This window comes from Gordonia sp. OPL2 (assembly GCF_003797825.1).
In the GTDB taxonomy this organism is placed as follows: domain Bacteria; phylum Actinomycetota; class Actinomycetes; order Mycobacteriales; family Mycobacteriaceae; genus Gordonia.
The window spans coordinates 165,056-177,350 of record NZ_RKME01000007.1; the positions used below are offsets into that span (position 1 = coordinate 165,056).

Genomic DNA, 12,295 nt, shown 5'->3' on the forward strand with positions numbered 1-12,295 from the left:
AGACACCCCTGGGGATTACGTGACTGTCGACAGTGTCAGGTGCGGCTCCGCAGGCGTTAACCACTGCGGCGATTGCGGCTGTCACAGGGGATTCACCCCGACTTGAGGCCCGAGCACATGGCGCTGCGGATGACGCCGTTCCAAAACTGCAGTCGATCCGATACCCAACTCTTGGAAGCCATCCGTCGAAGGGATCGGGTATGTCGTCGACTACGGCGGACTCGTCGGCAAGGCCGGAAGGTCCGCTTCCAGATGTGCTTCGATCTCCTCTGCCAAGGAGTACTGTGCTCGAATCCTGGGCCACCATCGGCTCTGTGTGGCCGGGTATGGCTCGTACGTTCCGTCCGCCATCCGTGTTCGCGTGACGACCAATCCGTGACGAGCCCTGGAGAGCATGACCAATAGGACGCGCTGCTCCTCGGCCAGAGCGTCACCCCGGCTGTTCCGCTTGCCCGGCAGGTGCCCTTCCTCCAGGCCGATGACGAACACCCAGTCGAATTGCTGGCCTTTGCCGGTGTGCGCGTTGAGCAGGTGGACGCCGGGGCCGATCGTCTGTTTGTGGTCGGACGCCCTGATCGACTTCACAGCCGCCTTCGCCGTGACTGCGTCGCGCTGCCGCTCCAGAGCGTCGAACGCGTTGTCGACCAGTTCGCGGGCGTCGACGTCGGCGGGATCGACGGCGTCGAGGACCGCCTGCCGCGCGTCCATGATGCTCGCTCCATGTGCCAGGGTCGCGACAGTCGACTGGATAAGGGCGACGATCCCAGGGTCGTCGATCGCGAGGTCCCAACGGCGGACTGGGAAGGACTTCTCCTCCACGAACGCCGCGTCGATGCTTTCCCTGCGCCATCCCGCACGAGCGATGATCCCGATGGATGCTTCAGGCATCCGGTCCAGGATCGACCCCGCAAGACGTCTCAGCAATTCCGCCTCGGCCGCGCGGTCCTGGAGCACAAGGGCGGCGGAGCAGCCCCTGCCCGGCCAACGCTCTGGCCGCGCGGACACCAGGTAAGAGTCCGGATCGACCAGTTTGCTCACGGAGTTGACCGTCTCTAGCACCTTCGGCGAGGAGCGGTAGGACTCGTGCAGCCTGATTGGCTCGCCGCAGGTCGTTTTGATTTCCGCCTCGACCTCGTCAGCCGCGGCCCCTGCCCACGAGTAGATTCCCTGGAGCGGATCCCCGGCGAACGTCCGCCTGGACGTACAGCTCAGCAGGGCGAGATCGAGCTGTTGCATCGAGAGATCTTGGAACTCGTCGACGAGTACCGCGCCGAAATGCGCCTGGTAGAGCCGCGCGACGGCGGGAATGCGGAGCAGGCGCTGTGCGTGCCGGAGGAGATCGTCGTAGTGCAGCTGGTTCGACTCCTGTCGCGACCGCTCCACCTTCTCCGCGAGCACGACCTCCGGCGCGGGATCTCGCTGCTGGATAGCAGCCAACACCTCGGCGTCCGAGAGCGGTCCTCGCTTGATCTCGCTCAGGATCTGCTCCGCGTCGTACATGGCGGGTCCGCCACCCGCAGTCTCCATCGCCCGCCGCATGGTGCTGGTCTTAGGCAGCTCCAGTTCTTTCATCTCGAGGCCGATGGTGCTGCCATGGGCGAGGACCACCTGCGTCGCGAAGCCGTGGAGGTTGCGGACGACGATTTGTCGACGCGCCCGTGCGTGGCCCAGCACGGAGCGGAGACGCTCCTCGAGGTTAGACCGAGCACGCTTGGTAAAGGTCAAAGCGAGTACGCGCTGGTTCTGCTCGAGGAAACCGATCTGATGAGCGACGCGGTGCGCCAGAACCTCGGTCTTGCCGCATCCGGGTGGCGCGATGATCAGGAGGTGCGCCTTCGTGGAGGCCGCTGCAGTGCGCTGCTCATCGCTGAGCGAGAACTCGCTCACTGCTTGCTCAGCTCGTCAAGCGTGCGCACGAGACGCGACACGCTGCCGATCTTCTCCGCCGCATCGGGCAGCAGTACTTCAGCGATGCATGTCGCCGCCTCGACTTTGCCCTTGCTTCTACAGAACTTCGCTACCGCCTCCGGACCGAGCTTCTCGATCGACTCAACGCCCGTCGATTGCAGCAGTCCCTGTTCCGTGCAGAGCTTTCCATCGATGAGGGCCTTTGCCGCAACCGGACCGCCGAGGGCGCGGGTGTACTCGTCTTCAAGGTCAATGTCGGAGATAAAGACCTTCTTGTCTACGACAGTGTTCCGCTTGCCTTTGAAGGCGTTGACCCACTTTCCGCTCTCCCGCTCGTCCACCAGTCCGAGCAGGGTCGGTCCAAAGCCGTCGGGGCCGAGGAGCGGGAAGACGTTGCTGAACTTGTCCGCTCCGTCCAGTTCGACAACCACAGCGCCGAGCCGGTCGAGATCGATGCCCAGCTTCTGTGCCACAGCCTCGACGATCACCCGGTCAGCGTCGCCCTCGACGAGGACGACGAAGCGCGCAGTCAGGGCCTCCAGAAGTCGCGGTGACCACCAGTGAGCGCGCACCTTCTCGACCTTCGATAGCTTGGCATCTCCGATCTGGCGGCACTTACCGTGGCGGTCGACCGCTATGACCTCCGAGGGTTCGAAACGATGGAGGATGTACGGCGAATGGGTGACAATGATCTTCTGATTCCCTTCGCCGCTCAGGAGTTCTGCTGCAGTCCGCTGGCTGGTCGGGTGCAGATGGATCTCCGGCTCGTCGATAGCGAGGACGTTCGCCGTTCCCTCGGCCAGGTCGAAGAGCGTCATAGACATGAGCTGGCGGACCCCGTCAGACTGCTCCGAAAGCGGGACCTGGCTGTCGCCGCGGTTGAGGAAGATCGTCACGTCCTGGAGGACGTCGCTGGACGGATCGGTCACGCTCCGGACCGAGAAGTCATCCTTAGTGACGTTCCGCGGCATCGAACGGCTGAGATGACTCGCGACGCGGCCGAGCAATTCCCCGACCGACTCGTTGCCCCCGAGTTCCTCGTTGAACTTGCCGAGGATGGCCTTCAAACCGTCCTCGTTTGCACCGAGATCGGCGGCGGCCAGGAGTGTCCGGACCGGGCTGTACGCGCCCTCCATCATCGACGCGCCGCGGGTCGCCTTCAGATAGCGCCAGCCGAACGCCTCCAGCTGCTCGCGGCTGGGTGCTCGTTCATGACCGCTCTCCGGGAACCAGCGGCGGATAGACACCGCTTCGTCGTCCTCTGGGTCCACCTCGATCACCATCTGGACCCAGAGGTACTCGCCGACCTCGTCTTTGGCGATGCTGATCTCCGAAGGGAAGACTCGACGATCCTCATCCGTGAATCCAGACCATAGAGCGTTTACCACGAGACGCTGTTCCTGATCGCGTAGGTCGCCGGGTTTGAGCGCCTGGTAGAGGCCAGCAGAGCTCGTCCCCAGGAGCAGGTTCAGCATGCGCAGGATCGAGGACTTGCCCACGTCGTTCGCGCCAACGATGACCGCGTGCCTGCGAACCTCGAAAGTCAGATCCTGGATCCGGCTGTGATTTGTGATTGCCACCTTGGACAGACGCATACCCGCTTCGCCCCCTCATGCTCTGGAGCGAAGGTCCTGCTCCGAATGTGCCTGCTACTGAACTCATTTAACCATTGAACTCGCCGGATCAAGCGGGACCAAGAATCGCGCAGACGCTCGTACAGGTTTCGATGTCGACTCACGGGCATGGACGGCTCCTCGTGCTCCAACCCGATCGTGTCCACTGCGGCGTCGGGAACTTCGAATGCTCGTCTCCATTCAACCCACCGACACCGTGCCGATCGTGGAGTACGTCGGTCGGTGTGTCACGGCCACGATGACTCGGATTCGACCTGTCAGAATCGCACCATGGCCCGCCGCGCTGACTCTGACGAGTACTACGTGCTGACCCTCTGCGACGAGATCCTCGGCGTTCCCGGGACTCGTCAGGCGAGATTCGACTGGCTGCGCGGCGATCCCTCACCCGCACGTTCGCACGGGACGATGCTCCCCGTGGACGGGTATTGGTCGGACCTTCGGCTCGTGGTCGAGTTCCAGGAGGAGCAACACTCGGCACCGTCCCCATTCTTCGACCGCCGGCATACCGTCTCGGGGATGGGTCGCGGTGAGCAGCGCCGCCGCTACGACGAGCGCAAACGGATGCTGATCCCCGAGCACGGACTGCGGCTCGTCGTGATCGAGAAGTCGGAGTTCCTGCTGAGGTCGCGGAGGATCGACCGTGACCATGCGCGGGATCTCCAGGTTGTCCGCCAATACCTTACGTAGTCCGGTGCATCCACTGGTGCCGCAGCAAATCTACCGGCGCCGGAGGAGACCTCGCGGTGCATGCCAGTTTGTCCGACGGTCGCCGCATGAAACCAGGCGACGAGGAGTGCCTACTCACCATCCCCGAGCGATCCAGGCTCCCCGGAAGGCACCGGCGGATGTCGTTGGACGAAGCTAATCTGAGTCCGCCTCAGCGTTTGTCGATCCGTCTTTAGAGTCCGAAGTGTAGGTCACCCGGTTCTGCGTGGGAACAAGGGAAGGACACAGATGTCGCCGCTGCGCCCATTACGGCGAATCGGGAACGCTCGCTGTCGAGGCCGAGTACCACTCCCGAAAGAGTGTTGCGGCTGAATCCGCTAGGTCTGGCAATCTGGCGGAGTCGACTGGCCGCGACTTCGGGCCGAGCGACCAGTCGAAGTACCCCTGCGCGATCCACGGCGTTTCAGGTAGGAACTTGGCGACTAGACCCAACTTGTTCTTACCAACCCCACTGCGGCCGTTCCTACAGGGAGTGGCTCGAATCTTGTAGCGACCAAGATCATCGCCAATCACCCGGTCGCGCAGCGTCTGGAGATGGTGGACCCACCCAGGAGCAGTGTCCGTGTCTTGGGCTACTGGGAAGTCGGCGAGCGAATCGCGCGTCTCAACCCCGACGTGAAACTCGAACTGCAGGTCGTCTTTGAACGCTGGCATCGCGCGCCCAGAAACCTGAATCTGTCCTCGTAATTGCCGATGGTCGGCCAGTTGGGGGCTCCAGATGGTGATCGCCGACATACCGCTACCACCTCGCCCAACGCGAACGTCCCAGCCTGCCCCGAGTTCCTCGCGAAGTGAAGGTGTGAGCTTCCGGAAGACGCGCTCAACCGCGACCTTTTGAGGCGGGAGTGATTCGATGTCCGCTGTCCAAATCCGAGATTCCCGAAAGGAGGAAATTGCTTCTGTCCAGGTCACAACACCGGAAACTTGATCGAGATAGTCTTCCGCGTCGATCGGTTCGAGGACCAGCAGAAATAGATCATCCACAGCCGCCTTCAGCTTCTCGACCTGGATACTTGTCAGCTCGTGGTCGAGTTTTGCCTCGATTCCGATTGTCGCTCCACCGGCTAGCCTGACTAGGACGTCAACCTTCGCGACGCTTTCACATTCAACGTGATCGACACTTGCACTGGACAATTCAACTCTGTCGCTGCGTTTCGCCAGCAGCGCAAGGAAGCCTTCTGGCCGCTGTCTGATCTCGGCGGCAAGTGCTCGTGTCAGCATCGGCTCACTCGTAAAAATATTGTCCCCCAACCGATCGACCTCCTAGTCGATTCACTTACTTTCGGAAGATTGAACAACGTGAGCAGTGTAACCTGTTCGAAGTCCTCAGGCGGAGGGTGACGTAGTCGATTGGGCGCACCCATCCATCGTGGCCCTCATAGCCGTGGACAACTACGAGATCACTAGAGGAAGATCGCGATCAGCTCTAAGTGTCCAGTAAGGATTCGACGTCAACCCGCCGATCTCCTCGGCCTGTGGGCTCGACTGCAGCCCGGCTCCCTTCGCACCGCCGACGGCGCGGACAACATGTGCGGACTGGCCCTCCTTCGGCGTGAACGACACGACTACCTGCACCATGTTCGTCAAGGTCTGATGGCGCTCGGATGGCTCCCCCGCATTGAAAGAGTCAACGAACGCGCGGGCGTTGCTCTTGCGATTGTCGGTCACGGTTGCCGAGAACTTGCCGCCCTTCGTGCGCACTTCCGTGAAATCGACCGTGAAGTAGCCGGGCCCCTGCTCGGCGCGTGTTGGGTCGTCGATCACGCGCGCCAACCCGACGTACAGATTGCTGCCGTTGGGAAGATCTGTCTGACCAGTTACCTGGACGCTGCTCCCTGCAGCGCGCGGATCGAAGGTCAGGGTGAACGGAGTGGCGGGGCGAACGGCCGCAGGCGCCGAGGATGCTGGCGCTGACGAGGACGGTGGCGCGAACATAACCGCAGGAGTGGATGGCACAGGACTAGCCTCCTCGGTCGAGCACGCGGCAACGAGCGCAATCGCGCTCGCGCACAGAACCATCCGACCGAGCCTCTTGATCATGCGGGCGACACTACCTGGCAGACGCCGAAGAAGCGCCAGATCACCCGTGACACTTTCGCGGTAATCCTGAGGGGTTTTGAAACTGGCAGGGCGGGTGACTTGCTATTCGTCATGCGCTCTCGATGAGGACGGGGTGACCATCCACAGGAAAGGGCCGGGTTGAGAGAAGATCGCTGATGCGTCGACGCGCGGGGTGGACGCGCCGTGCGCGAAGCCCTCTATCACTTTGCGTGTGGGGCTTGTCGATCCGTCGGCGCCTTTCCAGTAGCGATGGGAAGAATGGCCCACTCCACCAGGGTCAGCGACATGTTCAGCAGCGTCCCACTTCAGCCCGAAACCCCACCACTCCTTGGGACTCTCCCCGGGTACGGGCGGGGGACGTGGCGGGCACTCGCCACGCCGGCCGTGGGCATGGCAGTCTCTGGCTGGTGTTTCACCAACTAGCTACGCCCGAAGTTGCGCCGGCGTAGTAGAAATGTGCTTGTGAAGATCGTGTACGTGGCATCGCAACTACATATGAACGGTATTGACCACGTTGGTCGATCACTGACGCGGCACCTGGCGACGGAGCACGATTTGCGAGTCTGCGGTGCGATCGTTACGCCAGATTCGCCCCTTCGAAACGGCCGCGTGAGCGAGTGGGTCCTCTCATCCGACGACTTGCGAGATGTGGATGTTGTATACGTTGAGGGCGGATGGGTTGACATGGCCGCCGTCGAGAAGTTTCCGCGCTCGGCGGCAGAGGAGTTCGTGTTTGGCGGTGGGCAACTGATTGTCGCCGATGTCAACCGCAGCAATGTGATGACGCAGGTAGAACCCTTGCGTCAGGCTTCGCAACTGTTTGGATCTGCGCCTGACATGCTCGCCGATGGAGACGTTGCGGTCCGATACTTAGGCGATGTCGACGCTCGCGAGCAGTACGGCATCCGTTTCGCAACGGAGCAGATGTGGGTGTCTGAGTCTCTTCGACCGTCGTTTGAGGGGATCGATGCACTGCTCGGGGACTCCGTCGTTCTACTCCAACTTGGGGCGGGCCAAATTGCCGCGTCGGGAAACGCGACGACGCGTGTACTTTCACTCGACGAGTACGACGACCGTGGGCCCGTCACTCCCTGGGCAACAGTCAACGCCTACGGCTCAGGTCACGCGGTACTCATCGCCGGATGGGTCTCGCACGACCTCATTGTGGAGGCTTGCCCCGACAATGCCCGCTGGATCAGCAACCTGATCGCACTGCTTACGGACTGGACCCACGAGAGTGCCAGTTGGACAACGACACACAGTCAGTCCGGTCGAGCTGCTGCTGATCTTTCTGCTCTCCTGGATCAGGCTGAGTCGCAGAAACTTGAGCGCAAGTCTTCGTTTCTGATACCGGCTGATCCTTCGCGGGGAGATACGCCCATCGACGACATCCAATTTCAAGTCGGGAAATCGATCGTGGCACTCGCCAACACTGATGGCGGGCACCTGATCATCGGGCAGGCTGACGATCTTACGGTTTTGGGGCTTGAGCCCGATCTTTCCAAAGTGCGAAACGGCGACAGGGACGGCTTTGAACAGCGACTCGTCCAGTACGCCGACAACTTCCTATCGCCACGATGGGAAGTGCTGGGGCTCACGCTCCATTGGGTGAAGACACCTTCCGGCGACGTCGCGATCGTGGAGATCCCCGAGCAGCCAAGCGACAAGATCACCAGCATTAGAAAGACAAAGCGCGGAGACGACAGCGTCTACGTTCGGCGATCGACGCGTACAGACCGCTTGGAGGGAAGCAATCTCGCTCACTGGAGCGCAGCCCGGAGTCGCAGAGCGTGAATCGATCCGCCGCCTCCGTAGACCGAATTGAACCGCAGGCGCGCCATTTTCAGGACAATGCGTCATCCCGCACTTCGAGTCTCCCTTCGGCATAGAAGAGATAGACCGGACGTGCGCGACTGGAAATCGAAGTCAGAGCTTCGATGGCGCCATAAGAATGCGCCTCGCTTCGGGACACGAGATCGTTCCCGCACGAGGGATGACTGATTCATGGGGACGGTTGCGAGTCAGCGGGTCGCGTTAGTTAGTACGTCCGGCAATCGTCGGCTGGCGTCCACTCGGGGCCGTCCGTGCTCACGCCCGGCTGTTCGATTCCTGCCAATGACCAGCAAGCGACGTCCGGTTTACCTGAGTTCTTAAGCTTGTCCGGAGTGTAGATGTAGAAGTGCGGGTCGTTTTTAGGCGCGAGACATAGCTTGAAGCCTGCGGCTGTGCCACTGATCAGCGCGTCACGTGCTTCGTCGGGGTTGACCGCTCGTGCTTTGGGGTGGTGGACGGCGATGGTGCCCAATGGAAGCCTCCGATCGCCGATCTCGAGCTGAAAGTCTTTGACGAAATAAGTGACTGGAGCGCCGGTGCCAAGTCAACTTCGCCCGCGTCAAGCCCGTGATTTACGACTTCGCCTGACATGACATATGAGATCGGGGCTAAACACTTGGTGCTCACTCAGAGGAATCGCCGGGTTCGCCAGCCTGTAGGGCCGCGAGTCGCAATCTGAGTAGGCGCAGGCCGCCATCGCTGGACCGCGGCGGCGCGCAGGTCGTGCTAGCCCAAGCGATACCGCGTACCGCGCCATCGACGTCAATCTGTAATCAAGTGTAATCGGGAGGGACACCATCGCCGTCGACGCTAGCCTAGAAACTCGGCGGCGACGCAAACACCAAAAACACTGCGACCGAACCTGATTCGTTCAGATACCGATGAGGTAACCGCGAATCATAGGTCGCGCTGTCCCCCGTGCCGAGCTCAATCCGCTCCCCCGCAACCTCGACCACCATCGCACCACTCTCCACCACGACACACTCACTCGCCGGATGCGCATGCGGCTCCACGCTCGACACATCGTTCGGCTCCAGCCGCCCCCGCAGCACCTCGAGCGTCGCGCTCGGCGGTGACAACTTCTCGTAGGTCAACGACCCGGTCGGCGTAGTGACCGAGACCCGACTGCCGGCACGCAGCACGTTGACCGGGCTCGGCGCGCCGTCCTGGAACAGGTCGAACAGCGGTACCCCGAGCGCCTCGGCGAGGCGCCTCAACGTCTCCAGGCTCGGGTCGGCCCGCCCGTTCTCCACCTGACTGATCAGGCCTTGCGAGACACCGGCCTGCTCGGCAAGCTGCACCATCGTCAGCCCGCGCGCCTTGCGCACCTCGCGAATCGTCGTACCTAGCACACGAGCATCATTGCAGGCGACCGAGCGAACCGGCGGGTGGACCCAGATTAATATTCCGATTGACAGGGTTAATACTGTGCCGCAGGATTACCCCATGACCACAGTCCAGGAAGCCACCACGTCGGCGACCGAGCAGCTTGCCGCGTTTCGCGGCCGGTTCCCGCACCTCGACGACGTCACGCACCTCGCCAGCTGCAGCCAAGGCGCCCTGTCTGTCGACCTGCAGCGCCGACTGCAGGACATGCAGGACGACCTCATCGCCGACCCCGCACCATGGGGCCGGTGGATGGAACTCGTGGAGAACCTGCGCGCACGGTTCGCCGCCCGGATCGGCGCCGCACCCGAGCAGGTCGCCATTGCACCGAACGCGTCAATCGCCGCCTACCAGGTGCGCTCGACCATCCACGCCCGCGGCAACAAGGCACTGCTGACCAGCGACCACGAGTTCCCCTCTGTGGGCCACGTGTGGCGCGCCTCTGCCGATGGCACACCGATCCGCTCGATCGCCGCCGACGACGTGCTGACCGCATCGGCCGGGACAGCACAGATCGACGACACCGTCGGACTCGTCTCCGCCCCGCTCGTCTCCTACATCAACGGCACCCGCCCACCGGTCCGCGCCATCGCCGACGCGGCCCACGCGGCCGGCGCCGCGATGTTCGTCGACGCCTACCAGGGCAGCGGCGTCGTGCCGTTCACCGTCGACGAGCTGGGCTGCGACTTCCTCGTCACCGGCACCCTCAAGTACATGCTCGGACTGCCCGGTCTCGCCTTCCTGTACGTCCGCCATCCCGAAGAACTCGACAATCCTGCACTGACCGGATGGTTCGGACGTAGCAATCCGTTCAACTTCGACCCCGCCAACATCGAAGCCCCCAGCACCGCAGCCAAATTCGAGACCGGCACCCCGGGTGTCCCATCGGTGTACGCGGCGCTCGGCGGGCTGGATGCCCTCGACACCGTCGATGCCGACGCCGGATGGGCACATGTGCAGCGACTCGCCGAGCGCACCGCCACCGAACTCCGCGCGCTCGGCGAACAGATCGACCGGCCGGAGGACCCCACCTTCGCCGGACCGCAGGTGGCCCTGGTCGACGACGACCCCGACACCCTCGCCGCCTGGCTGCTCGCCGAACACCGCATCAGCACCGCGCCACGCGGGAAGCGACTGCGAATCTCGTTCCACTACTACAACACCGACAACGACGTCGACCGCATCATCACAGCGCTCGCGGCCTACCGCCGCCCCTGACATCGGAGTCCCCATGGAAACCACCGCCACCCCCGGCCGCCTCGAGTTCCGCGGCGGCATGTACGTCGCGTTTGTCGCCCCGGTCATCTTCCTGGCCGGCGTGATCGCATACTTCATCGCGTTCAACGTCTTCGACATGAACGCGCTCACCGCTTCCGGACTGGTGGGCCTCCTCATCGGGGCGCTGCTCGCGCGGAAGTACTCCAGCTACTGGGATGCGGCACTACGGGGACTCTCGTCGCCGACGGCGAGCACGTTGCTGATGATCCTGCTGGCGGTCAGCCTCTTCTCGATGCTGTTGAGCGCATCCGGCGCGGCCAACGGATTGATCTGGGCCGCACAGGAAGCCGGCGTGTCGCCGAGCCTGTTCCCGGCCATCGCGTTCGCGATCGCCGGCGTGATGTCGATGTCGACGGGGACGTCGATCGGCACGCTGTTCACCGCGTTCCCGGTGATCTTCCCGGCCGGCACCGCACTCGGCGCACATCCGCTGCTGCTCGCCGGGGCCATCCTCTCCGGCGCGCTGTTCGGTGACAACCTCGCGCCGATCTCCGACTCCACCGTCGTGTCGTCGGCGACCCAGCGGTTCCGTCGGAAGGAGGGCGTCGCCGACATCGCCGGTGTGGTCCGCTCCCGCGCCCGCTACTCGCTGACCACCGCCGCCATCGCGCTCGTGCTGTATGTCGTTGTCGGCCTGCTGCTCACCTCCGACTCCGGTGTCGCGACCACACCCACCGATGTCGGCCCGAAGCCGCTGATCATGCTCGTCGCCGTGGTCGCCCTTCTCGCCGTGGCATTCTGGAAGCGGGACCTGTTCCTCGCGACCACCGTCGGCCTGGTCGTCGGCACGGTCATCGGTTTGGCGTTCGGTCTGATCACCCCCGCCGACATCATCTCCGCGAAAGACGATGCGGCTGCAGGATTCCTGGTCGACGGCATCACCGATGTGCTGCCGTTGATCGGGCTGGGCATCATCGTGTTCGCCATCATCGGCGTCCTGGAGGGCTCCGGGGTGTTCGACGCCATCGTCGAAGCCGTCACCGCCTCACGCTTCACCGCCACCCCGCGCGGCACCGAGGCCACCATCGCCATCGGCGCGATCGTGTCCGGCGGACTGTTCGCCGGCGTCAACGGACCCACCATGATGTTCTACGGTCCGCTGGTCGACCGCATCGGTTCACGCGTCGGGCTGCATCCGTACCGACGGGCCAACGTCATGGACTGCAATGTCCTGGGGCTCGGTTCGGTTGTCCCGGTGGTCAGTTCATTCCTGCTGATCGCCAGCATGCTCACCGAAGGCCCGAACGAGGTGTCGGCGCTGGCCCTGTTCGCGGTCACGTTCTATCCGCTGGTGCTGAGCGTCGTGATGGCGTTCTCCATCGTCACCGGGTGGGGCCGGCGGTTCGAGGGGCCCGATGGGGAGCCCGTGCGGGAGCCTGTCGAGATCGAAGATCCTGCCGTCGACACTGCCAATGCTCAGGCACCCCACTCGGTCCCGAGCACGACCACGGTTGGCGCGAGCGGCTGAC

9 protein-coding genes are annotated in these 12,295 nt (G+C 63.2%); 4 read left to right on the forward strand and 5 right to left on the reverse strand.

The genetic code is table 11. The features are described 5' to 3' along the window. Nucleotides 1–210 precede the first annotated feature (210 nt). Entirely contained in the window at nucleotides 211–1,887 is a 1,677-nt protein-coding gene (locus EEB19_RS10025) for a UvrD-helicase domain-containing protein (protein ID WP_187585700.1), read from the reverse strand. Beyond that, nucleotides 1,884–3,503: an ATP-dependent endonuclease gene (locus EEB19_RS10030; protein ID WP_187585702.1), complete on the reverse strand. Its 1,620-nt coding sequence runs from the start codon at nucleotides 3,501–3,503 to the stop codon at nucleotides 1,884–1,886. Before EEB19_RS10030 ends, EEB19_RS10025 begins: the two co-directional genes overlap by 4 nt. A gap of 309 nt (nucleotides 3,504–3,812) precedes the next feature. On the opposite strand from EEB19_RS10030, the gene EEB19_RS10035 reads away from it, so the two are divergent. Further along, entirely contained in the window at nucleotides 3,813–4,229 is a 417-nt protein-coding gene (locus tag EEB19_RS10035; protein ID WP_187585704.1) for a hypothetical protein, read from the forward strand. A gap of 285 nt (nucleotides 4,230–4,514) precedes the next feature. On the opposite strand, the gene EEB19_RS10040 is transcribed toward EEB19_RS10035, so the two are convergent. Then, nucleotides 4,515–5,489, reverse strand: a complete 975-nt coding sequence (locus EEB19_RS10040; protein WP_262365556.1) for a hypothetical protein — start codon at nucleotides 5,487–5,489, stop codon at nucleotides 4,515–4,517. 171 nt (nucleotides 5,490–5,660) lie between these two features. Continuing rightward, entirely contained in the window at nucleotides 5,661–6,308 is a 648-nt protein-coding gene (locus EEB19_RS10045) for a hypothetical protein (RefSeq protein ID WP_187585708.1), read from the reverse strand. Nucleotides 6,309–6,791: 483 nt separating this feature from the next. Here EEB19_RS10045 and EEB19_RS10050 point away from each other — a divergent pair, with 483 nt between their 5' ends. Beyond that, entirely contained in the window at nucleotides 6,792–8,123 is a 1,332-nt protein-coding gene (locus EEB19_RS10050) for a helix-turn-helix domain-containing protein (RefSeq protein ID WP_187585710.1), read from the forward strand. 854 nt (nucleotides 8,124–8,977) lie between these two features. Here EEB19_RS10050 and EEB19_RS10055 read toward each other — a convergent pair. After that, complete coding sequence (locus EEB19_RS10055; RefSeq protein WP_187585712.1) at nucleotides 8,978–9,514, reverse strand: XRE family transcriptional regulator; 537 nt, start codon at nucleotides 9,512–9,514, stop codon at nucleotides 8,978–8,980. 94 nt (nucleotides 9,515–9,608) lie between these two features. Here EEB19_RS10055 and EEB19_RS10060 point away from each other — a divergent pair, with 94 nt between their 5' ends. Together EEB19_RS10060 and EEB19_RS10065 are read left to right on the forward strand one after the other, a co-directional pair. Next, nucleotides 9,609–10,766 (forward strand): aminotransferase class V-fold PLP-dependent enzyme, encoded by a 1,158-nt coding sequence (locus tag EEB19_RS10060; RefSeq protein ID WP_187585714.1) that lies wholly within the window; start codon nucleotides 9,609–9,611, stop codon nucleotides 10,764–10,766. A gap of 13 nt (nucleotides 10,767–10,779) precedes the next feature. After that, nucleotides 10,780–12,294: a Na+/H+ antiporter NhaC family protein gene (locus EEB19_RS10065; RefSeq protein ID WP_187585716.1), complete on the forward strand. Its 1,515-nt coding sequence runs from the start codon at nucleotides 10,780–10,782 to the stop codon at nucleotides 12,292–12,294. The last annotated feature ends 1 nt before the right edge of the window (nucleotide 12,295 follow it).

Bases quoted from the DNA above. Each gene is read 5' to 3' on its own strand.
- EEB19_RS10030 (WP_187585702.1), bottom strand. From the start codon at position 3,503: ATGCGTCTGTCCAAGGTGGCAATCACAAATCACAGCCGGATCCAGGAT.
- EEB19_RS10035 (WP_187585704.1), top strand. From the start codon at position 3,813: ATGGCCCGCCGCGCTGACTCTGACGAGTACTACGTGCTGACCCTCTGC.
- EEB19_RS10040 (WP_262365556.1), bottom strand. From the start codon at position 5,489: ATGCTGACACGAGCACTTGCCGCCGAGATCAGACAGCGGCCAGAAGGC.
- EEB19_RS10045 (WP_187585708.1), bottom strand. From the start codon at position 6,308: ATGATCAAGAGGCTCGGTCGGATGGTTCTGTGCGCGAGCGCGATTGCG.
- EEB19_RS10060 (WP_187585714.1), top strand. From the start codon at position 9,609: ATGACCACAGTCCAGGAAGCCACCACGTCGGCGACCGAGCAGCTTGCC.
- EEB19_RS10065 (WP_187585716.1), top strand. From the start codon at position 10,780: ATGGAAACCACCGCCACCCCCGGCCGCCTCGAGTTCCGCGGCGGCATG.